The organism is Oceanobacter sp. 5_MG-2023 (assembly GCF_030548165.1).
Lineage (GTDB): Bacteria > Pseudomonadota > Gammaproteobacteria > Pseudomonadales > Oceanobacteraceae > Oceanobacter.
Genome location: NZ_JAUORS010000010.1, coordinates 13,608 through 35,330, shown reverse-complemented (window position 1 = coordinate 35,330; position 21,723 = coordinate 13,608). Strand labels below are relative to the sequence as shown.

Here is a 21,723-nt window from a genome sequence, read left to right as displayed (position 1 = left end):
TGGGAATCACTCTCCTGACAATTGCTCTGGCATGTAAAGGCGCGCATTGTCGCGCAGAGCTACAGCAAGGGCAATGCTGATCCCTCTATCCCGTGTGCGCTGACCTTTATTTACAGAATAAAAAGCCGTGGCACCGCTCTGATGTCCCGTTTGATTCAAGTATTTCATTCGTGTGTTTTCCTGACAGCAACAGGTACAATCACGGCCTTCACTTTTTTTGCGGATGGTTCATGAGCGACGATATCAATTACAAGAACAACCCATTACATGGCGTGGGATTAAAACAGATGCTGGTTGAGCTGGTCGGCCATTATGGTTTTGATATTCTGTTTGCGTACTTGAACATCAACTGTTTCAAAACCAACCCCAGCATCGACGCCAGTGTGAAGTTTTTGAAAAAAACCACCTGGGCTCGTGAGAAGGTGGAAGTCTTTTACTTGTATCAGTTCAAGAATCTGCCCAAAGCGTCGTCCACCCAGTTTGCCCTGCCACCCCGAGACCGGATTATTCCAGCCCACCAGCAACCTGGTGAACCGGCGATTCTGAGTCTGGAAGATGCGGAACGGTTACGGGAAAAACGAGCAAAACAGGCGGCGGAACACGGTAAAAAACCACGTTCGGACAATAAACGTACCAGCAACCACGCCCGCTCAAGCAGCTATCGACACAGCACGTCGACATCGGCTGAACCGCCGGCCTCTTCAGCTCAACCTTCCAGTGGTTCTGACAGTAACAGCAAGCCGGATCCTTGGGCCAAGGCACGCAACAAGTTCGAATAGGCCTGATGTCTGTACCTTCTGTTTCGAGCTGTTCTGGTTCCTGCGCAATCAACCGATCAGATCAACAAAGGTCTGCGGTTATCTGGTGCGGTAGCAGACGATAGAGCTTGGTATCGGTGGTTACAATATCCGCCAACGCCGCGACCTGACACCGCTCGGCATCGATAACTTCTATATCGAAGGTTGCCTGATACAACCCCAGCAATTCCTGGTCGATATCAAACAGCTGTTCGTGCTCATCCGGGTCTTCTACCGTCAGTAAATACACCGGACATTGCCCGGCTGGCAGAATGTCGTGCATGTGCTGTACATAAAGTGGACGAATCGCCGGATTTAATGCTGTCAGCGAAGCCCGGTCAAGCACCAGATCAATCACTCCTAACTGCGCCATGGTCAGCTGGAAAAAATCGCCACTGAGTATGGTGATATGTTCACTGCGCCAAGCAATAAAATCGCCCTCACGACTGCGGTGATAATCGATCCGGTTCTCGACAAAAAAAGCCTTGGCAGCAATCTGGCTGAGTTCAACTCCGATCACCTCATATCCCTGCTGTGCCAGCCAGAGCAGATCCAGACTTTTGCCACACAAGGGCACAAAAACCCGGCATCTCCCCGCCGTTGTCTGCTCAGGAAAGTGCCGCACCAACAAATTGCTGGTTATTTTCTGATGAAACTCGATCTGGTCGTTACGCCACATCGCCAGCCAGGCCTGGTTATCCTGCCCGGTACTGGCGGTTTTACGTTTACTCATAAGTGATCCGGTGAGACAGATGGCACACGCGAATCAAAACCGGCACAGAGTGTGGCAGTTCAGGCTTGTGGTGCCTCACCCTAGCACATCAATGATTACTGTTTTGCCCAACTCCAATATCCACACAAAAATAATGGTTTTAACCAGCACAATCCGAACATTGTGCAGTCATTCTGTTTTATGCCTCTCATACCGCACAATCGACCAACGATCATTACATCGTCATCGTGTCTGGCTTTTACCCACAAATCTTGTATTTTGTGGTCAACCCTTGGGGACATCTATTTAATCCGGTGCTCACTCTGGGCTACCGGATGGTTTCGAATCACGAAGCCGACTTGCAGGCCTGACGGGTCAAGTCAAACGTCGGCGACACCGAGTCAAAATCATCCGGCAGCCCCCGAAGGGCGAGTGTTGCCGCCGTGCAGGATTAAATAGATGCCCCCCTTGTCTTGTAACGACCACCACAGCCCGCACAGGATATTCCAATGAGTAACGATCCGATCGATCCACAGGTTTACGATTTATACGATGAGTATTGCCACTCCGACATGAGTCGCCGCAGCTTCCTTTCCCGTGCTGCCGCCCTCACACTGGCCGCAGGCTCCGGACTGATAATGGCGCAGTCGTTGCTCCCCCGCTACGCCGAAGCCGAAACCATTTCCTTTACCGACAACCGTATCAAGGCCAACTATGTGCACTACGACTCCCCTGGTGGTACGTCGGGCAAAATGCGGGGGTATCTGGTGCAGCCCAGCGGCGACGGCCCATTCCCCGCGGTAGTGGTTATTCATGAAAACCGGGGGCTGAACCCTTATATCGAAGATGTGGCCCGACGTCTGGCGGTAGCCGGTTTCCTCGCCCTGGCTCCGGATGGTCTATCACCGGTTGGCGGTTATCCCGGAAATGATGATGACGGCAAGCAGCTACAAGCCAGCCTGGATCAGGGCAAACTGTTTACCGATATGCTTAACAGTGCGTATTTTGTCAAACGTCACGCTCTCTCCACTGGCAAGCTGGGAACCACCGGTTTCTGTTATGGCGGCGGCGTTGTGAATCAGCTGGCGGTGACCATGGGGGGTGACCTGAACGCAGCCGCACCTTTTTACGGCCGCCCGGCCAATAGCCAGGATGTCCCGGCCATTCAAGCGCCGCTGGTGATTCATTTTGCCGAAGATGACCCGCGTATCAATGCCATGAGCGCGGACTATAAAGCCGCATTAACGGCCAATAACAAAGACTTTGCCATGTACCAATATCAAGGTACCCGACATGGTTTCCATAACGACTCCACCCCACGTTTTAATCAGCAACAGGCCGATCTCGCCTGGGAACGCACTCTGGATTTATTCCAGCAACAGCTGACCTGAGGCATATTCCACAGCTCAGCCAGGTTGATTCCACTGGCTCCGGGATAACGCTCTGCGCTACAGTCGCGAGCGTTATCGATTATTGGCAGATCAGGAGCCTGAATGACGTATGCGTTTTCTTTCTGTACCTTGTTACTGAGCCTGCTGTTCAGCCATACGGTACTGGCGGCTCCCGCTCCCCTGACACCCACACCGCCGCAGGCCTCTCCTCTGGACTGGCTGGCCAGCTTGCCGACACTGCATTACCACCGGCTCGAATATGGCTTTCAGGATGAGTTGATTCCAACCACCGAGCCACTCTTGTTGGGCCAGCATCAGGTACTCGCCACCGGGCTGGAGCTGCCACACTACGATCACCCGATCCGTATCGACCTGCACTCATTAATCGACGAATACACTGTCTTTTATCCCTCTGTTCTGGTGCTCGATGCGCAGTTTAACGCCGTAAGCATCTACAACAGTCCAGTGCTGGCCAATCCGACCCGGACTCGCACAGAGGCGGTGTATCTCCCTTTGGAAATCGCCCCGGGCGACCGTTATCTGGTGGTATTTACCGAGGCTGACTGGTTGGGACGGCTACTATTGATCCAAGAAGACAGCCGGCTGCTGGCGGTGGGTGAGCCCTACCGGCCACAATATCACCACCTTTACCGGGATCGTTATTTCACCACCGACAGTCCACTGCTGGATCTGGCGATTCCAGCCCGTACCGATACCGCCCCCAACTACTTGCATCACGGCTGGGAAGCCGGTCTGGGAATGGATTCAAACCACCAGGGCAACAGCCCCGGCCTGCTGCTCTATGGTGGCTACGCCATGCCTGTCAACCCGCGTATTGAAACCAGGGCCAGGCTTGGTATGCGTTATGCCAGTGGTGATAACCGTCATCGGGGGCTGATGATGCAATTTGATAGCAGTTACCAGCTACCCGACTGGTCAGCCGGTGTCGGCCTGCAGCTCGACATTGCCCATCACCACCAGAGCAGGGATGATAGCCGCCCGATACGCAGTAACACACTCAGCCCACGACTGTTTATTGAATACAAGGCCAGTCGGGCCATACGGTTCGAGTTGGCGTATCGATCCATCGCGGCTCAAACCGGCTGGGAAGTTCAGAACCGCGACGCCATCGGGGTAGCAATGACATACCATTATTATTAAATGCGTGTGTTTGAACCCGATGGATCACTATATTTTGTATTGGAGTGCCAACCATGACCACGTTTCTACGTACCACCCTGCTGGGCCTGATTCCCTTGATGTCTGCCATGACCCAGGCCGAAGTTGTCGGAGAAGTTGATACCGTCTTCAAATTGATCGGCAAGAACCACAAGATTGTGATCGAAGCCTTTGATGACCCCAAAGTCTCCGGCGTCACTTGCCATTTGAGCCGCGCCCAGACCGGTGGCATCAGCGGCACATTGGGACTGGCAGAAGATACCTCCGACGCCTCTATCGCTTGCCGCCAGATTGGTCCAATCCGTTTTCTCGATGATCTGGAAGACGGCGACAAGGTGTTCACCAAGCGTACCTCGCTGTTGTTCAAGAGCATGCAGGTAGTACGGTTTTTTGACCAGAAACGCAGCACACTGATCTATCTGGTCTACTCCGACAAAATGGTCGATGGCTCACCCAAAAACAGTATTTCGACGGTGCCGATCCAGGAATGGCACGCTCCGACCACCACCGGTTATAAAGACTGATAGCACAACGAGTCAGGACGCCTCGGTGCAGACGTCATAAACCCGACACAGGGGCTTATCGGGCTATGTATCAAGACGGATCCTGTAAACGCTGGCGCAAGCGCGGCACCATCCAGTCAAGACATTGCCGTACCCGGGGCGACACCAGACGATTGTGCGGGTAGACAAACTGCACCGGAAAAGGAGCCGGAGCATATGGCTCCAGCAGCGACAATAGCTGCCCATTCTGGATCGCCCCCTGTGCCTGATACGACATTACCCGAGCCACACCCAGACCATCCACCGCAGCAGCCAGCACCACATCCACCTGATTGCTGGTCAGGACCGGGGTAACAGCCTGGATAACCAGCTTCTCATGATCAATAAAACGCCATTGATTGCCCTGCGGCGCAAACAGAATCCCGGGCCAATTGGCCAGGTCAGTCGGGTGCTGTGGTTGGCCCAGCCGCTGAATCAATGTCGGGCTGGCGCAAATGCGCGTGTGAGTAATACCCAGCGGCAATGCAATCAGCGAGGAGTCCGCCAGATGGCCGATGCGCAAGGCCAGATCAAACCCTTCTTCAATCACATCCACCATCCGGTCCAGCAGGACCAGCTCTGCCGCCATACCCGGATGTTCCACCAGCCACTGGTTCAGCAATGGCGCCAGATGCAAACGCCCGAACATCACCGGAGCCGTAATCTGGATTGAGCCGGTGAGCGTGGTTTTACGTACATCCAAACGAAACTCGGCGGCTTCAACATCTGCCAGAATCCGGCGGCAATATTGCAAATATTCACGCCCTTCATCGGTCAGGGCAATGCGGCGGGTGCTGCGATTTAACAACCGTACTCCCAGATATTTTTCCAGCTCCGCCAGCGCCCGGACAATCGCCGCAGGAGAGCGGTTCATGGTATTGGCAGCGGCGGTCAGGCTGCCGTTATCCACAATCGCCACAAAAGTCGCCATCGCTCTGAATTTATCCATGCTTGTCCCACTTGTGCAAAAAACGTAATAAACCTATCAGGATAATCCTATTTATTGCGATTATCGAAGAGTGTTTACTGAACAGCATCCACGTCATAAGACAGGTCGACACCTTGATAAATGCCCGCAACCCGCAACCCGTTCTGCAATACGACCACGTCGGCATACGAGTGAGTGACAAGCAGCGTTCCGTGCATTTTTATGAACGACTGGGGTTTCGGCAAACCGCCCTGTTCGACCACCATGAAGCCAATGAGATGGAGTCCCCCAGCGGCGTCAGAATCAACCTGATTTTTAACGCCACCCGACTGCATCATGGTCGCAATCCACTGCTGGATGAACCGGTGAAATTACCGGGCATCACCCACCCAGCGTTTGTGATCGAAGATATTTATGCCCTGCAAGACTGGCTCAAGGCGGAAGGCATCGCCATTACCGAAGGCATCCATCGCATTGGCCCACGGCGAATTACGCTGTTTATCCGGGACCCGGATGGCAATGTGCTTGAATTTAACCAATTGCTGCCGGCAGTGCCTGACAGCGACTCCGATGCCGTACTGTAACGGCATCACAGCCCCAAGACTCCAACAACAAATACAATAAGGAATACCTCATGCAACTTTATGATCTGGAACCATCCGGTAACTGCTACAAGGTGCGGCTGTTTGCGGCACTGATCGATCTGCCACTGGAATTGATCGCCGTTGATTTTCTCGATGGAGCCCACAAGCGTGCCCCTGTAACGGATCTGAACCCTTGGGGAGAACTGCCGGTATTAGTCGATGGTGATGTCACGCTGCGTGATTCCCAGGCCATTCTGGTGTACCTGGCCCGGGAATATGGCGGTCATCAATGGTGGCCAGACGGTGCGGCCCAACAAGGTGAGGTAATGCAATGGCTGTCTACGGCAGCCAACGAAATCCAGCATGGCCCAAACTCCGCGCGACTGGTCGACAAGTTTGGTTATGCTTTGAACAAGCAACAGACTCTGGACACCAGCAACCGTATTCTGGCTTTGCTGGAGCAGCACCTGACAACCCATGACTGGCTGGCATTGCAACGTCCAACCATTGCTGAATGTGCGGTTTTCCCATACGTTGCCATTGCCTGGGAAGGCGGCATTGATCTGTCGGGCTACCCGCACATCAACCAATGGATGGCCCGTATCAAGGCGTTGCCCAAATTTATTCCGATGCCGGGTATCTAAATCCAGACCCTGCCCATAGCGGGCAAGGGTTTGATGGTGTATTCAACAACGGTGATGAGGGCCACAGCACTGATCACCGTAATAGTTGTCACTGTAGTTACACCCCTGGCGCGACGGGCGGTCAACCTTAGGGGAAGTGGTGGTTGGCGATGTTGCCGTTACAGCTGTCAGATTGGCTTCGGGCTGGGCCACCACGGAGATATAACGCAAGATACTGTTCATAACGAATCCTCTGTTTGTCTATCAACACAGTCAGATTAATCGCTATTTTCTATCACTAACAATGGCATATATCTCTTGCCTTAATAGCCTTTGACAATCAATAAATTACTATCAATTTTCACCAACTATTAATACATCACCAACTATCGCCATCACCAACTATCAATCCCCACTGACTATCCATCCCCACTGGCGATTCATTTCACTTCAGCTGGTGACCGCATCAGCCAGCGCCGCGCCGACCGGCACTGCCCGTCGACGTAATCGCCAGTCCAGCAGCAGAATCAACCCTGTACTCAGCAATGCCACCAGATCCACAGCCAGGCTTGCCCCGGTCACTGCCGCAATATCCAGATCCCCCGACAACACCAGTAACATGCTGCAAGCCGGAATCAGCAAAATACTCACCGCCGTGGCCTGCAGCAACTCGCTACCGGCCCGTTCACTGCCCCGTACACAGGCCCATAACAACCAGACCAGCCAGGTCAGGTAATACCCCCATAACAGCAGGATATTCGACGGATTGCCTTCACTGTTTTCAACCAGCATCCCCTCCGACAGCTTGCTCACCGCCATGGCTACCGCAACCCCGGCGATACTGCCAAGGCAAACCCCGGTCGTGGCATTGGCCATCCAGCGTACCGAGCGTGGCTGCTCTGCCATGGCTAATGCCGCCTTGCCGGATTTTTTGCGCCGACTCTGAATCCACAGCACATTGCCGCTGTAGAAAATAAACGCACCACTGAGACCAAGCGCAAAATACAGCCACTTCACTCCGGTGCCTCCAAAGCTGCCAAAATGCATACCAAAGAAGCTGCTCACCAGCATACTCCAGTCATCCTGTTGCCCAGGCAAAACACTGGTGTTGATCACCTCCAGGGTATAAGGATCAAGAATGACATAGCCTTCCCGTGCGCCACGGGTCAGGTAGCTGTCATGAGTAACCGCAACCCGGGCAATCGCTCGCGACGAATCCAGATTCATCAGCTCGACTGCCTTGACCTCAAACCCCGGAGCTTGCTGCTGCACTTGCTCCAGTAGCTGACTGATCGCTGGCAGCTCGGTGACCGACTGCTCCGTCGCCTCCACCCGTACACCAAACATGGATTTGTCACCGTACACTACCTCTTGCAAGGCATCGTAAAGCTCGTCATGGAAGGCAAACACCACCACCGTCACCGCAATCATCAGATGAAAGGGCAGGCTGGTAATACCAATCAGGTTATGGCTGTCCAGCCAGAAACGCTTGCGGCTCTTTTCCGGCCGCACAATCAAAAAATCCCGTATCAGTGTGGGCAATACCAATACGATGCCCGACACCAGCGCCAGGCAGTACAGCAACGATGCCACGCCCATCAGATACAGGCCAATCCAGCCATGGCCCCACTGTCCCGGTATTCCGGCAGTACGATGTAATAGATCAATCAATTCCCCCAGCTGACCAGGGGTCTGCTGCTGGACCTGCAATTGCCCGTCGTTATCCAGACTCGCTTGCCAGCGTGCCGCCGACAGATTCAAATCGCGGCTCCGCCCTCCTCCTTGCCAGAACAGCGGTGCATTGCCTTGTGGATGCTCCCCCAACTGCAGCGTCATCCCCCGGTGGGCTGCCGGATACTGCGCCAGCACCTGATCCACCAGCGAGTCCAGCTCAACCGGAGAAAGCTGTGATGTCGGCTGCAGCTTGTCACTGGCCGCCTCCGACCACTGCTGGATTGGCTCTTCGAACATGGTGAGTGCACCGGCAAAAAAGCAGATAAACAGCAAGATGCCAGAGCTGATACCAACCCAGGTATGCAGGGTCTTGTACATTTTCAGAATGTCGCCCCGCACCTTGAATCCGTTTTTCATGCCATACCTCCGGTGCGAACAAAATACAGTGCCGTATGACTGATCAGCGCCAGGCTCCCCAATACCAGCCAGGCCCGGACACCATTACGAAACAAATACACGGTTGCCAGCAAGGGTACCCAGACCAGCACGATCAACCACATGTTGAATTGCACCTTGTTAGTGGCATCAATCCCTCCCGGCCCCCACCAGGCAAACAGACCACTGATGCCCAGTGCCAACAAAAATCCGGCGATGATGCCGCTGAGGCTTTTTGACCACCAGTCATAACGAAAATCCCGTGCTGCCATCAGTCGGCCCTCCACCACAGTAAAAACAGCGCCGGGAGTAACCCCAGCGCAAGCATGACCACCACCAGCCAGGCCAGGACTGCAGTCAGTGGCGGCACGGACAGCAGCCACCCCAGTAACGGCACTCCCTGTGCTGCCAGCACCAACGGCCGATATCTGGCCGGTAGCGGCCGTGCCAGCCAGCGCTGGTTAGGCAAACTCAGGTACAACAAAGCCACCGCCAGCGTCGTCAGGCCAATAAGCAAGGTGATTGTGGTCATAAGAACATCCATCAGAAGTAGTAAGTGCCGCCAAAGTAATAGTTACGGCCCAGCTCGACGGTGGAAATATTGTCATCCATATCCGTCAGATTGATATCACCGATATTGTTGACGCCAAATTTGAGCTGTACCGCTTCACTCATATCCATCAGGAAACCCAGATCCGTGCGGTAATACGACAGCTTACGCACATTGGTCTGGGAGTCGGCCCAGTAGGAATAGGTCATACCCCCTACATAATTGACATTAAGACTGGCGCTGAGGGCATCCGTCGCCTGCATTTTGATACCGAGATTCGATTGATGCTCAGGACGATACTCAATCACGGCGTCGTCTTCGTCCTTGACGATCAGTCGGGTGTAATTACCGGTAATCACCAAACTATCGGTCAGGTCCAGATCACCGCTTACTTCATAACCTTTCGACGTGACCTTGCTCAGGTTGACCCAGACCGGGGAGTACACACCATCCTCATCGGCTTCGCCCAGTTCCCGTTCGATCTTGTCTTTGACCTCGGTATCAAACACATCCGCACTCAGACTCCAATAAGGCTGGCGTACTTCCACCCCCAGCTCTTTGGTGATACTGGTCTCTGGTTCCAGATCCGGATTACCGGGAATGTAGCAGCTGCCACCACAACTGATTTCGTTGTATTCCGGGCTTAACTTACGGCCATCCGGGGCTTTGAACGCCTTGCCAACGCCCCCTTTTAATGTCACGGCATCATTCAGTTGGTAAACCAGATAGCTTTTCGGAGAAAAGTGACCACCAAAGATTTCGTGATGATCCCAGCGGCCGCCCAGCGTCAGGGTCAGCTGATCCGTCAGCGCCAGTTCATCCTGCACAAACACACCAGCCTGATCGATGCTGTATTTGCCGGTTTCCACATAGTTGACCGGGTCTTCCAGTTCCTGATGACGGAAATCGAACCCGGCTACCAGGTCGTTCATTCCCAGAGAGGTATGGCCATAGGCCTTGGCGTACAGGTTGGTTTCCTTGGTGTGATGCTGGGGGATGTCATAACTGGTGTTGTAGTCGTCAACATCGCTGTGCTCATATTTGATATAAGCGGTGGTTGAAGCATTGCTCCATTGACCCGTATGAGTCAGTGCCAGGTCATAACGATTGATGGTCTGATCGCGGTACGAGCTGGTGCCGTACAGCTGATAGGGACGATCATCATGGTTATAACCGAGGTCAATATCGATGCTTTGCTGTTCATCCAGATCCACGGTCAGCGTTGACGTCAGATTGCTGGCCGTTTTTTCTTCCTGCTCCGGTACGTCATCAGCATCATTGGCGTACCAGGCATCGCGGCTGTACTGGTCCGCCGATACTGACAAGCTGACCTTGTCATTCAGAGACCCCATAACCGTCCCGCCCAAACGGTAACGGCCGCCATCTTCACCAGAGTCGACCACGGTGTATTCACCACTGACACTGCCGCGCCACTCGCCAGCGGACTTTTTGGTGATGATATTAATCACCCCACCAATGGCATCAGAACCATACAAGGCCGCCATCGGCCCACGGATCACTTCAATGCGTTCAATCGAGGACACAGGAATTGAGTTGAAATCAACATCACTGCCTTTGGCAAATGCACCGCCGGATGACACCCGCTTGCCATTGATCAGGATCATGGTGTAATCGCTGTCCAAACCACGGATCTGGATATCATCCCGACCATTACTGTCCGTCAGATTATTCAACCCTGCATTGGCTCGCAGCAAGTCACCCAGACTATCAACCGGAGCCGATTCAATTTCTTCAGCACTCAAAACGGTTGTAAAAGCCGGTGCGGTTTCGATTGGCCGTGCACTCATCGTGGCCGTAACCACCATGGACTCGAGTTCGATGTTCGATGAATCATCAGCCATCGCAGTAGCAGACAAGCAAGAACCAAGGGTCAGACAAGCAGGCGTTAGCCAACTGTGAGCTCCTTGAGAAAAGACAGAACGAGAACGGAACTTGGGCATATATTTCTACTCTTAGTGGGTGGTTAGACGTCGACGTCCTTATCAAACACAAATGATATTACCTATCATTTGTATTGTCTTCTGGTAAATACACCCACTGACAGCACCTTACAATTCTCTGCACTAGCGTTCACCCAGTGCTTCCTCCCGGCACAACCTCTCCGTGGCTGCTCTGGCCTGTCTGATATTTCCGACCTCTGAAGCCGGCCAATTCTGTTACAGTGGCGGCCACTCTGACAAAGATGACATTCACAGAGGTTATTATGAAGTTCTTCTGGTCCCTGTTTGCGACAGCCTTTCTATTAATGGCCCTGATGCAATCCGCCGAGGCAGCCCCCCAAATAGACAGTGACAGCTTTACCCATCACACCTTCATAGCCGCGGTTCCAGCCAAGTCGGCACTCCTGGCCAGCCAGACAGATGCCGCTACAGGACCGTGGACCCAAACAAGTACAAGCAGCTTGATAAAAGACCTGTTGAATGGCTTGTTCAGTGGCAGCCTGTTTGCTTTTCTGTTTGCCAACGGCGCTTTTGATGGCATCCAATGGATCGATATCCTGTGGCTGGTATTAACCGGACTGGTCTTGTTGAAACTGTTTCGCAGACAACCTGCACACCCTCCTGGTGCAGACCAACACCACGGCACCTTCCTGTCCTCGGTCGCCGATACCATTGGCTCTCAGCATCACCCGCGCCAGGATCTCAGCGTGATAATGAACCAAACCATCAACAACGAACCTCCGATCAACCTGCCTCAGGACTTTGACCGCACAGCCTTTGTCCAGCGGGCGCTGGATCACTATCGACTGGTACAACAGGCCTGGAATGATGGTGACATGCGCACCCTCAGGGAATACGTCGTTGCCGAGCTGTACACCTTGCTGGCCCGTCAACGGGCTACCATGGCGGCAGCGCCACCCCAGACGGAAGTCCTCGATCTTGCCGCGGATATAGTACTGGCACGCCAGGTTGGTTCCGTACGCAAGATCAGCTTGCTGTTTCGTGGCCATAGCCGGGATCATGGCGACCACAGCGAAGACCGTATTCGCGATACCTGGCACCTGGAACGGGATATGTCGATTGACGATGCCCCCTGGCTGATCACCGGGATTGAAGCCAGCGAATAATCGCCATACCGCAGCCACCGCCATACTTTTGTCATAATGACCTGCTCTTTCCGATGTCAGCAGGTATAATCACCAGCACTTTTTCACGGCAGCTGTGGCTGCCTGTCGTTGTCTTTGTTGGTGTCACATGAATCCAGACCTGAGCAAACTCCAGCCCTACCCATTCGAAAAACTGGCGAAACTGAAAGCTGCTGTCAGCCCCAATATGGCTCTGGAGCACATATCCCTGTCGATCGGCGAACCCAAACACCCTTCGCCCGTCTTTGTCCAACAGGCCATGATCGACAGCATCCGGTCACTGGAAAACTACCCCACCACCAAGGGTCTGCCAGAGCTCAGCAGTGTTTGTGCCGATTGGCTCGGCCGCCGTTTCAAGCTGAACGCCATCGACCCGGTGACCCAGGTTATTCCGGTTAACGGCACCCGCGAGGCCATTTTTGCCTTCGCCCAGGCCGCTGTGGATCGCAGCCAGCCACAGCCGCTGGTCCTGAGCCCAAATCCCTTCTATCAGATTTACGAAGGGGCAGCGTATCTGGCCGGTGCCGAGCCTTATTTTCTGCCATGTCTCGAAGCCACGGGATTTAATGCCGATTATGCATCTGTTCCGGCTGACATTTGGCAGCGTTGCCAACTGCTGTTTGTCTGCTCTCCGGGCAACCCGACCGGCTCGACCCTGAGCCTTGCCCAATACAAGGAACTGATTGCCCTGGCCGATCAGTACAACTTTATTATCGCCTCTGATGAGTGTTACTCCGAGCTCTGGGTCGATGGCAAAGAAGCTCCCGCCGGGCTGCTGCAAGCCTGCGCGGAACTGGGCCGCGACGATTACGACAAGTGTGTGGTCTTCCACTCCCTGTCCAAGCGCTCCAACCTGCCCGGCCTGCGCTCCGGTTTTATTGCCGGTGATGCCAAACTGCTGAAGCCCTTTCTGCTGTACCGCACCTACCATGGTTGCGCGCAACCCGTACAAACCCAGATGGCCGCTATTGCCGCCTGGAAAGACGAAGCTCATGTGGAAGAAAACCGCCGCCAGTACACCGAGAAATTCAAAACCTTTATCGAGATTCTCGAGCCGGTGATCGATATTCAACAAACCGATGCCAGCTTCTACTTGTGGTTAAAAACCCCGATTGCCGACGACCTGTTCGCCCAGCGCCTGTTTGCCGAGCAACACATCACGGTATTACCCGGCTCCTATATTTCCCGCACCGTCGAAGGCATTAACCCCGGCGCCGGTCGTGTTCGTATGGCTCTGGTCGCCAGCGTCGAAGAATGCCGTGAAGCTGCCCAACGTATCCGCAGCTTTATCGAAACACTGAACGCCGAGCTGGCTGAATCAGCCTGAGGAGAGCACCGTGAGCCTGACCCCGAATCCCTTCGGCAGTGAGATTACTACCGACGATATTCTTGACACCCTTGGCTTTTTTGACGATTGGGAAGAGCGCTACAAATACATCATCGAGCTTGGCAAACAATTACCGCCAATGCCCGATGACAAGAAAACCGAACAGCATCTGATTCGTGGCTGCCAGAGCCAGGTCTGGATTGACTCCGATATCATTGACGGCAAGCTGGTACTGGAAGCTGACTCCGACGCCCATATCGTCAAAGGCCTGCTTGGCGTGGTACTCAGTGCCTACAATGGCAAAACCCCGGCAGCGGCCAGCGCCTTTGATATCGACGGCTACTTTGGCGCCATTGATCTGATCAAACACCTGAGCCCCACCCGAGGTAACGGTATCCGCGCCATGGTGCAACGAATTCAAGAGATTGCGGCAAACGCCTGAGCCAGTACACATCCACAAAATCATATCGACTCGACAGACACCCCTTGCCACAAGGGGTGTCTGTCTTCTTCATGCCAACACTGGCGGCGGTGATTGCGGTGATTGCGACGGTATGGCGTATGGCATGCCTGATTATCCGCAGTAACGCCAAAACAACACCAAAACTGACTGGCCACCAGCCATTAAAAAGGGCGCCGAAGCGCCCTTTACCAATAGTCATGCTCTGCTGCGAGTATCAGTCAAGCTGATAGTCGTAGGTCATATCGTAGTCGGAGAGAACATCCACAGAAGAGTCACCAACATCGACGGTTGTTGTCAGCGTAAAGCTCAGCGTAAAGGTCTTGCGTGTATCGGTATCGGTTAGCGTGGTGACTTCCAGATTGCTGATTTCAGAACCAGATGCCTCATAGCTATCACTGACCCGATCTTCAATTTCAGACAGGGAATCCGGTGCCTCCAGCCCATCGATAGTAACCTCAGGAATAACCGTCGTCGTTGCTCCAGACCTGAATGTACCACTGAAGGTCAGCGTCCACTCGCCATCCAGATCACTGTCATCACCGCCAATAACGATGCCGCCGTTATCCGTACCTGCATCAATATCCATATCGTAGTCATACACCACACCATCCACCGCCACGGTGAAAGAACCGGTGCTGAAGTTGATATCAATACTGATCAGATCCAGTACCGCATCGAAGCCATTGCCGTTGGCGCTGAACTCCGCAGTAAAAAAGTCGTAGCTGTCGGCATTCAGTCCATTGTCAGAAAACTGTTCGCTGAAATTGGCATTAACCTGCGCCTGGGCATCCTCAAGATCGTCGCTGGAGAAACTGGCAGCGGCATCAGACCAGCGTTGCTGCAGCACTTCCAGGCTGATTTCACCATTGGCCAGGAACATCGCCAGTGTCGTCAACTGTGTAATGTTGGCAACGCTGTTGGCGCTTGCGGCAAACGAATACTGTACGTCCGAGCCATCATCAGGAATAGCACGCAGCAAGAAAGGGGCTGTCATGCCGGTAACGGTAATGGTGTAGCTGCCATCATCCTCAGTCGCGACATTGACCTCGGTACCACTGGCATCGGTGACATATACAAAACCGTCAATCGCCGCACCGGTGGCCGCCGTACCTTCCAGTGTTGCATCTGATGTGTTGTCGTCACTGCTGCTGCCACTACTATCACTACCACCGCAACCAGCGATGGCCAACGTACTACTGAGCAGAGCGACAGACATCCAGCTCGTCAATGAATGTGTCCAGTTCATGATTTGATTCCTTTTTGCTAATCACAGGGTGCTTTATTTGGGCCTGGGCACCGGTAAATGGGGATATATTCCAATGTTTATGGTGGCCAAATAATAACCAGTAATTACATATCAATACAATTCATTACCAAATAAATACATTTTTATGCGTAGAGGATCACACCTTCCCCGAATTGCGGCAGGAAGAAAGCTGGCTACGGTCGTGATTGGCAGTTGCTATCAAGAGTTGTGATTGGCAGTTGTGAGAGGTAATCGACAGGAGCAATACGGGCAGTGATACAAAGCGGGAAAGATAAATATTCAGAGGACAATCATGCAAACGCCGCTGACAGTCAAGGCGCTCAAACACCTCCCTGACTGCCAGCATGGCTGCTGATATTGGCGCGCCGCAAGGATACGGCCCACCATCAGCTCATCATAAACCCAGCCAGGGCTGGGCTTCAGATCAAACGATCTTTGGATCCAGCTCGCCGGTCAAATAACGCTCATACATCACATCAAGGCAATCCACCTTGATTTTGCTGGCGTTACCCGCGGTACCAAAGGCTTCGTAACGGGCGATACAAATGTCAGACATCGCAGTAACGGTTTCTTTCAGGTATTTACGTGGATCAAACTCACTCGGGTTGGCCGCCATAAAACGACGAATCGCACCCGTAGAAGCCAGACGCAGGTCGGTATCGATATTCACCTTGCGCACGCCATACTTGATACCTTCAACGATTTGCTCAACCGGCACACCGTAGGTTTCTGGAATATCACCACCAAATTCGTTGATGATGGCCAGCCATTCTTGCGGCACAGACGATGAACCGTGCATCACCAGGTGAGTGCCCGGGATACGCTGGTGAATCGCCTTGATGCGGTCAATAGCCAGAATGTCATCTGTTGGTGGACGCGTAAATTTGTAGGCACCGTGTGAAGTACCACAGGCGATAGCCAGAGCATCCACGCCAGTTTGCTTGACAAAATCGGCAGCTTCTTCCGGATCGGTCAGCATCTGGTCGTGGCTCAGAATACCTTCTGCGCCAATACCGTCTTCTTCACCGGCCTGACCGGTTTCGAGAGAACCCAGACAACCCAGCTCACCTTCTACAGAAACACCACACGCATGCGCCATTTCAACGGTACGACGGGTAACGTCAACGTTGTATTCATAGCTGGTGGGGGTTTTGCCGTCTGTACCCAGCGAGCCGTCCATCATCACAGAGCTGAAGCCCAGTTGAATGGAGCGCTGACATACGTCTGGCGAGGTGCCGTGATCCTGGTGCATACACACCGGAATGTGTGGAAATTCTTCCACCGCGGCCAGAATCAGGTGGCGCAAGAAAGGAGCACCTGCGTATTTACGTGCACCGGCCGATGCCTGCACGATCACTGGCGAATCGGTTTTGTCGGCGGCCATCATGATGGCGCGCATTTGTTCCAGGTTGTTGACGTTGAACGCCGGTACGCCGTAGCCGAATTCGGCGGCGTGATCCAGCATCTGACGCATACTGATAAGTGCCATAAATTACTATCCTTCTAACTGATTATGCTGACTGACCTGCACATCAGGTCAGTCCGTTTATATGTTGTGATTCTTATTTGGCGCGTTGTTCCAGTACCGCAACCGCAGGCAGTACTTTTCCTTCAACAAATTCCAGGAAAGCGCCGCCACCAGTGGAGATATAAGACACCTTATCGGCAATGCCGTATTTATCAACAGCTGCCAGGGTGTCACCACCACCGGCAATCGAGAAAGCATCGGATTCTGCAATGGCCAATGACAGGGCTTTGGTACCTTCACCAAACTGGTCGAATTCGAAAACGCCCACCGGGCCATTCCAGATAATAGTACCGGCCTGTTTCAGTTGTTCGGCCAAAGCGGCGGCAGAATCCGGGCCAATATCAAAAATCATATCGTCTTCGGTGACATCCGCCGCCGGTTTTAATGTAGCAGCGGCGGTTTCAGAGAATTCTTTACCACATACCACGTCGCTAGGTACCGGGATGGAAACTTTTTCCATCAGAGCCTTGGCGGCTGGAATCAGTTCGTCTTCACACAGTGATTTACCCACCGGCTGACCAGCAGCGGCGAGGAAGGTATTGGCGATGCCACCACCCACAATAATTTGATCGCAGATATCTGACAGGCTCTCCAGCACTTGCAGCTTGGTTGACACCTTGGAGCCACCGACAATGGCCACTAACGGGCGTGCGGGTGTTGCCAATGCCTTGCCCAGTGCATCCAGTTCTGCCGCCAGCAATGGCCCTGCGCAAGCAACCGGAGCAAATTTTGCCACGCCATGGGTCGAGGCCTGGGCACGGTGAGCAGTACCAAACGCATCCATTACAAACACATCACACAACGCCGCATAGGCTTGTGCCAGCGTATCGACATCTTTCTTTTCGCCCGGATTAAAACGGACGTTTTCCAACAGCACCAGCTCACCTTCCGCAACATCAACCCCGTTGGCAAAATCCTTCACCACCGTGACATCGCGTTCCAACAGACCCGACAAGTGGTCTGCCACTGGCTGCATGGAAAATTCTTCTTCGTAAACGCCTTCCGTCGGGCGCCCCAGGTGAGACATCACAATGACGCGAGCACCAGCGGCCAGGGCAAGCTGAATGGTGGGCAAAGAGGCACGGATACGCGCATCGGAGGTCACTTTGCCTGCTTTAACAGGCACATTCAGATCTTCACGAATCAGAACGCGCTTTCCCTTCAAATCCAGATCGGTCATTTTGATCACAGACATTGTGGCTTTCCTCATATGTGTTGCAGGCGTCGCAAGCGCCCTGACTGTTTTTGTTAGTAATTACTTGTGTATTGACCCAACGCGGTGACATCGCGGATTCACATGGAACCCGCTACGGTATCACCTGCTCCGGATATTGTTGCCAAGCCTGGCGCCTGTTTCATATACAGCGCCGTATCCAGCATGCGGTTGGCGAATCCCCATTCATTATCAAACCACAGCAGCAACTTCAGCATTGAACCGGCGCTGACCCGAGTCTGGGTCGCATCAACAATGCAGGAACGTGGGTCATGGTTAAAATCAATCGAAGCATGCGGCTCGTACGTCACACCCAGCAGGCCACGAAATACACCATTGGCAGCGGATTGTATCAGTTCGTTAACGGCCTGTGCGCTGGTGTCGCACTTGAGCTGCAAGCTGACGTCCAGAGCGGACACATTGATGGTTGGGACGCGCAAATGCAGACTTTCCAGTTTGCCTGTCAACGCTGGCATCAGCCGGGCCACCCCTCTTGGCAAGCCGGTATCAACCGGAATAATGCTTTGTCCCGCAGACCGGGTACGGCGCAGATCCGAGGAGTAAGCATCGATCACCGGCTGATCGTTCATGGCCGAGTGGATGGTGGTCGTCACCCCCCGTTCGATGCCGAAGGCTTCTTCCAACAAGGTCAGTATCGGCACCAGACAGTTGGTAGAACACGAGCTGTTGGAAATAATGCGCTGCTCTGGGCGAATATCCGTGTGGTTGATGCCGTACACAATGGTGTTGTCGACGGCGCTGTCAGCCGGATTGGAAATCAGTACCTTGCCTGCACCGCTGAGCAGATGCGCTTCGGCGTCGGCCCGGGTGCGAATCTGGCCACTGCATTCCAGCACAATATCCACCTGGCACTCGGACCAGTCCAGCCGTGATGGACTGGATTCGTGGTACAGATGTACCAGATCGCCATTGATCCGCAGACAATTATCCGCCTCGACCACCACCTCGCCCGGAAAGCGGCCGTGGGTGCTGTCGTAACGCAGCATATAACTGACGGAGTCGATATCCGCCAATTCATTAATGGCCACAATCTGCAGTTGGGGGTGGTAACGATTTTCATAAAGCGCCCGGAGAACCGAGCGGCCGATACGGCCGAAACCGTTAATGGCGATGCGGGTAGTCATAGAATCCGACAGAGTCAGTCAATATCAGGGAGCGCTATTCTCCGGTAATTGCCATTCAGTAGCAAATCCACCAAGGCGCATGTCAGGCCGTTCTATTCAGTATGGCTTACCACTCAGGCCACCTCTCGTCGCGCCACTATTTACCCACTCTCAGAATCTTGCCTGCATGCGCCAGGATGGCATCCCAGAGAACTAGTACCAAGGTAGTGCCTTTTTAAACAGGGATGGTCAATGACGGCATGCCAGAGCTTCCAGCAAACTGACAGCGTTCCGATTGATTCAGGTCAGCGTGTACTGCCCCTTGAACAATAAACTCTGTTTGCGATAACAATAATTCCCCGGAGAACTAACATGATCTACGCAAATCCCGGCCAAGACGGCTCAGTAGTTACCTTCAAAGAACGTTACGGCAACTTCATCGGCGGCCAATGGGTCGAGCCTGTTAACGGTCGTTACCTGGACAACATCAGCCCAATCAACGGTCAGGTATTCTGTCAGGTTCCCCGCTCCGACGAAGACGATATCAACCTGGCTCTGGATGCTGCTCACGCTGCCAAAGAAGCCTGGGGCAAAACATCCGTTACTGCACGCTCCAACGTGTTGTTGAAAATCGCCGATCGCATTGAAGCCAACCTCGAAAAGCTGGCCGTTGCAGAAACCTGGGACAACGGTAAGGCAGTACGTGAAACACTGGCAGCAGACGTGCCATTGGCCGCTGACCACTTCCGCTACTTCGCCGGCTGTCTCCGCGCCCAGGAAGGCACCATCGGTGATATCGACGAGCACACTGTGGCTTATCATTTCCACGAGCCACTGGGTGTCGTTGGTCAGATCATCCCATGGAACTTCCCGCTGCTGATGGCTGCCTGGAAAATGGCTCCCGCATTGGCCGCCGGTAACTGTATCGTCCTGAAGCCAGCCGAACAAACCCCGGCTTCCATCCTGGTTCTGATGGAGTGTATTGGCGACTTGCTGCCACCAGGTACCCTGAACATCGTTAACGGTATCGGTGCCGAAGCAGGCCAGGCTCTGGCCACCTCAACCCGTATCGCCAAGATCGCGTTCACCGGTTCCACTCCAGTCGGTTCCCACATTCTGAAATGTGCGGCTGAAAACATCATTCCGTCAACGGTTGAGCTGGGTGGTAAATCACCTAACGTTTACTTCGCCGACGTGATGGATCACGAAGACAGCTTCGTCAGCAAATGTGTTGAAGGTGCGGTACTGGCATTCTTCAACCAGGGTGAAATCTGTACTTGCCCAAGCCGTCTGCTGATCCAGGAAAGCATTTACGAACAATTTATTGGCAAAGTCATCGAGCGTATTGCCCAGATCAAACGTGGCAACCCGCTGGATACCGATACCATGGTTGGTGCACAGGCATCACAACAGCAGTATGAAAAAATCATGAGCTACTTGGATATCGGCCGTGATGAAGGTGCAGAAGTCCTGGTAGGTGGTTCTGCAGAAACCTTGGCTGACGATCTTGGCACTGGCTACTACATTCAGCCAACGCTGATGAAAGGCAACAACAAGATGCGTATTTTCCAGGAAGAAATCTTTGGACCAGTGGTTGCAGTAACCACCTTTAAAGACGAAGCCGAAGCACTGGAAATTGCCAACGATACCGAGTTTGGTCTGGGTGCCGGTGTCTGGTCCCGCGACATGAACGTAGCGTACCGTATGGGTCGTGGCATTCAGGCTGGTCGGGTCTGGACCAACTGCTACCACGCTTACCCTGCTCACGCTGCCTTCGGTGGTTACAAAAAATCTGGTGTTGGCCGTGAAACCCACAAAATGATGCTGGATCACTACCAACAAACCAAAAACCTGCTGGTCAGCTACAGCACTGATCCACTGGGTTTCTTCTAAGCCCGGAACCGATTAGCCGGCAACCAGTACGGGCAGATTGACAGATCTGTCCGTACTGTTCGACAACGATCAGACTGCACATCGTTTAGCGTATTGTTCAGACCTCAACCTCTCGTTCAGAGAGGCCTGTTGGCGTTTTATACGCCTTTCCGCTGCCCTCCGTGGCAGCGGTTTTTTCTCTCCTATTGTATGACCAGCGCCACAAACTGCCTCGATACAAGCCAGCCTGACTGGTCGACCTGAGCTGACCACACCTCATTCAACCAGCACGCACCTGAACCGGTTAACCTATCGACGGATATCTGCCGGTGATGCCTCCGGTGACCTTTTCACCCCTCTTGCCTCCCAGATTTGCCGCCCCTCCGGTGATATTCAGTTTCAGTTCAG

22 protein-coding genes are annotated in these 21,723 nt (G+C 53.5%); 10 read left to right on the top strand and 12 right to left on the bottom strand.

All coding sequences use genetic code 11. The annotated features are described in order from the left end of the window. Positions 1 to 6: 6 nt before the first annotated feature. On the bottom strand, positions 7 to 168 hold the full coding sequence (locus Q4551_RS08525) for a hypothetical protein (protein ID WP_303433127.1): 162 nt from the start codon (positions 166 to 168) through the stop codon (positions 7 to 9). Positions 169 to 230: 62 nt separating this feature from the next. On the opposite strand from Q4551_RS08525, the gene Q4551_RS08520 reads away from it, so the two are divergent. Further along, a complete protein-coding gene (locus Q4551_RS08520) occupies positions 231 to 779 on the top strand; it encodes a VF530 family protein (RefSeq protein WP_303433126.1) in 549 nt (182 codons plus the stop codon). 61 nt (positions 780 to 840) lie between these two features. Here the strand turns inward: Q4551_RS08520 and Q4551_RS08515 are convergent, their stop codons facing one another. Next, positions 841 to 1,530, bottom strand: coding sequence for a hypothetical protein (locus Q4551_RS08515; protein WP_303433125.1), 690 nt, complete (start codon positions 1,528 to 1,530; stop codon positions 841 to 843). 488 nt (positions 1,531 to 2,018) lie between these two features. Here Q4551_RS08515 and Q4551_RS08510 point away from each other — a divergent pair, with 488 nt between their 5' ends. The 3 genes from Q4551_RS08510 to Q4551_RS08500 all read left to right on the top strand — a co-directional run bounded on the left by Q4551_RS08510 (position 2,019) and on the right by Q4551_RS08500 (position 4,603). Continuing rightward, positions 2,019 to 2,900 (top strand): dienelactone hydrolase family protein, encoded by an 882-nt coding sequence (locus Q4551_RS08510; RefSeq protein ID WP_303433124.1) that lies wholly within the window; start codon positions 2,019 to 2,021, stop codon positions 2,898 to 2,900. A 102-nt stretch (positions 2,901 to 3,002) separates the two neighbouring features. Beyond that, positions 3,003 to 4,061, top strand: coding sequence for a MalM family protein (locus Q4551_RS08505; RefSeq protein ID WP_303433123.1), 1,059 nt, complete (start codon positions 3,003 to 3,005; stop codon positions 4,059 to 4,061). Positions 4,062 to 4,114: 53 nt separating this feature from the next. After that, complete coding sequence (locus Q4551_RS08500) at positions 4,115 to 4,603, top strand: CreA family protein (protein ID WP_303433122.1); 489 nt, start codon at positions 4,115 to 4,117, stop codon at positions 4,601 to 4,603. 70 nt (positions 4,604 to 4,673) lie between these two features. Here Q4551_RS08500 and Q4551_RS08495 read toward each other — a convergent pair whose 3' ends face one another. After that, positions 4,674 to 5,570: a LysR family transcriptional regulator gene (locus Q4551_RS08495; RefSeq protein ID WP_303433121.1), complete on the bottom strand. Its 897-nt coding sequence runs from the start codon at positions 5,568 to 5,570 to the stop codon at positions 4,674 to 4,676. Between the two features lie 113 nt (positions 5,571 to 5,683). Between Q4551_RS08495 and Q4551_RS08490 the strand changes: the two genes are divergently transcribed. Then, positions 5,684 to 6,133 carry a VOC family protein gene (locus Q4551_RS08490; RefSeq protein WP_303433120.1) on the top strand — a complete coding sequence of 150 codons (450 nt, stop codon included), beginning with the start codon at positions 5,684 to 5,686 and terminating at the stop codon, positions 6,131 to 6,133. A gap of 50 nt (positions 6,134 to 6,183) precedes the next feature. Then, positions 6,184 to 6,777: a glutathione S-transferase family protein gene (locus Q4551_RS08485; RefSeq protein WP_303433119.1), complete on the top strand. Its 594-nt coding sequence runs from the start codon at positions 6,184 to 6,186 to the stop codon at positions 6,775 to 6,777. Positions 6,778 to 6,819: 42 nt separating this feature from the next. On the opposite strand, the gene Q4551_RS08480 is transcribed toward Q4551_RS08485, so the two are convergent. The 5 genes from Q4551_RS08480 to Q4551_RS08460 all read right to left on the bottom strand — a co-directional run bounded on the left by Q4551_RS08480 (position 6,820) and on the right by Q4551_RS08460 (position 11,223). Beyond that, positions 6,820 to 6,999, bottom strand: coding sequence for a hypothetical protein (locus Q4551_RS08480; RefSeq protein ID WP_303433118.1), 180 nt, complete (start codon positions 6,997 to 6,999; stop codon positions 6,820 to 6,822). Positions 7,000 to 7,206: 207 nt separating this feature from the next. Then, positions 7,207 to 8,847 (bottom strand): PepSY domain-containing protein, encoded by a 1,641-nt coding sequence (locus Q4551_RS08475; RefSeq protein WP_303433117.1) that lies wholly within the window; start codon positions 8,845 to 8,847, stop codon positions 7,207 to 7,209. Continuing rightward, positions 8,844 to 9,137: a hypothetical protein gene (locus Q4551_RS08470; protein WP_303433116.1), complete on the bottom strand. Its 294-nt coding sequence runs from the start codon at positions 9,135 to 9,137 to the stop codon at positions 8,844 to 8,846. Before Q4551_RS08470 ends, Q4551_RS08475 begins: the two co-directional genes overlap by 4 nt. Further along, a complete protein-coding gene (locus Q4551_RS08465) occupies positions 9,137 to 9,397 on the bottom strand; it encodes a hypothetical protein (RefSeq protein WP_303433115.1) in 261 nt (86 codons plus the stop codon). The genes Q4551_RS08470 and Q4551_RS08465 overlap by 1 nt, the downstream gene beginning before the upstream one ends. A gap of 11 nt (positions 9,398 to 9,408) precedes the next feature. Beyond that, on the bottom strand, positions 9,409 to 11,223 hold the full coding sequence (locus tag Q4551_RS08460) for a TonB-dependent siderophore receptor (RefSeq protein WP_303433114.1): 1,815 nt from the start codon (positions 11,221 to 11,223) through the stop codon (positions 9,409 to 9,411). 416 nt (positions 11,224 to 11,639) lie between these two features. On the opposite strand from Q4551_RS08460, the gene Q4551_RS08455 reads away from it, so the two are divergent. From Q4551_RS08455 to Q4551_RS08445, 3 genes are all read left to right on the top strand, one after another. Then, positions 11,640 to 12,503 carry a Tim44 domain-containing protein gene (locus Q4551_RS08455; RefSeq protein WP_303433113.1) on the top strand — a complete coding sequence of 288 codons (864 nt, stop codon included), beginning with the start codon at positions 11,640 to 11,642 and terminating at the stop codon, positions 12,501 to 12,503. A gap of 127 nt (positions 12,504 to 12,630) precedes the next feature. Then, positions 12,631 to 13,848 (top strand): succinyldiaminopimelate transaminase, encoded by a 1,218-nt coding sequence (gene dapC / locus Q4551_RS08450; RefSeq protein WP_303433112.1) that lies wholly within the window; start codon positions 12,631 to 12,633, stop codon positions 13,846 to 13,848. Between the two features lie 10 nt (positions 13,849 to 13,858). Beyond that, a complete protein-coding gene (locus tag Q4551_RS08445) occupies positions 13,859 to 14,290 on the top strand; it encodes a SufE family protein (RefSeq protein ID WP_303433110.1) in 432 nt (143 codons plus the stop codon). 235 nt (positions 14,291 to 14,525) lie between these two features. Here Q4551_RS08445 and Q4551_RS08440 read toward each other — a convergent pair whose 3' ends face one another. The 4 genes from Q4551_RS08440 to Q4551_RS08425 all read right to left on the bottom strand — a co-directional run bounded on the left by Q4551_RS08440 (position 14,526) and on the right by Q4551_RS08425 (position 19,464). Beyond that, the gene (locus tag Q4551_RS08440) at positions 14,526 to 15,557 is read right to left on the bottom strand and encodes a hypothetical protein (protein WP_303433109.1); all 1,032 of its coding nucleotides are present in this window, start codon (positions 15,555 to 15,557) and stop codon (positions 14,526 to 14,528) included. 445 nt (positions 15,558 to 16,002) lie between these two features. Further along, positions 16,003 to 17,067 (bottom strand): class II fructose-bisphosphate aldolase, encoded by a 1,065-nt coding sequence (gene fba, locus Q4551_RS08435; protein WP_303433108.1) that lies wholly within the window; start codon positions 17,065 to 17,067, stop codon positions 16,003 to 16,005. Positions 17,068 to 17,140: 73 nt separating this feature from the next. Then, entirely contained in the window at positions 17,141 to 18,301 is a 1,161-nt protein-coding gene (locus Q4551_RS08430) for a phosphoglycerate kinase (RefSeq protein WP_303433107.1), read from the bottom strand. A gap of 98 nt (positions 18,302 to 18,399) precedes the next feature. After that, positions 18,400 to 19,464 (bottom strand): type I glyceraldehyde-3-phosphate dehydrogenase, encoded by a 1,065-nt coding sequence (locus Q4551_RS08425; protein ID WP_303433106.1) that lies wholly within the window; start codon positions 19,462 to 19,464, stop codon positions 18,400 to 18,402. 351 nt (positions 19,465 to 19,815) lie between these two features. Between Q4551_RS08425 and Q4551_RS08420 the strand changes: the two genes are divergently transcribed. Further along, positions 19,816 to 21,336 carry an aldehyde dehydrogenase family protein gene (locus Q4551_RS08420; protein ID WP_303433105.1) on the top strand — a complete coding sequence of 507 codons (1,521 nt, stop codon included), beginning with the start codon at positions 19,816 to 19,818 and terminating at the stop codon, positions 21,334 to 21,336. Positions 21,337 to 21,723 lie beyond the last annotated feature (387 nt).